Raw genomic sequence first — 548 nt, 5'->3', positions numbered from 1 at the left:
GAAAAGCTTTTGTAGGAGTTGTGTTAGATGTATCAATGCGTCATAATGAGATAGGGTTACATGGCGAATTAATACTTAAAGGACTGTCTCAAACAGTTTTGTTAGAAAATGGAAAACAGCAAAAATCTTGGTTAGAAAAAGACTTAGGAAGTATTGTTTCAGAAATCATAGATACTACCACTATCAAAAACAAGGTTAGTCCAGCATACACTGCAGTAATCCCTTACCAATGTCAATACGCAGAGAGTGATTATAAATATCTTCAAAGGTTGGCATATCAATACAATGAATGGTTTTACTTTGATGGAGTAGACGTTATTTTTGGAAAGCCTGAATCTGAAGGTCAAAAACCAATAGAGCTAGAATACAGTAAAGATTTAAAAGAACTACAAATAAAAACCAAAACGTATAATCCTACTTTAGCGACTTATAGTTATGATTCGTTAAACGATCAATTCTTTGAAGGTGACTTAAAGGCAAATAACGAAGGGTTAAACGATTTAGCCAATACAGCACTAAAAGCATCAGAGCAAGTTTATAAAGAAGTA

The 548-nt window shown here is 33.0% G+C and carries 1 protein-coding gene; it reads left to right on the top strand.

Going from position 1 to position 548, the window contains the following annotated elements:
* Window positions 1–548 (top strand): contractile injection system protein, VgrG/Pvc8 family (locus OU788_RS13000; RefSeq protein ID WP_274635489.1); only part of this gene is annotated, 548 nt, incomplete at both ends.

This window comes from Tenacibaculum sp. L6 (genome assembly GCF_028823685.1).
In the GTDB taxonomy this organism is placed as follows: domain Bacteria; phylum Bacteroidota; class Bacteroidia; order Flavobacteriales; family Flavobacteriaceae; genus Polaribacter.
This window is presented reverse-complemented; position numbering and strand designations above follow the sequence as displayed.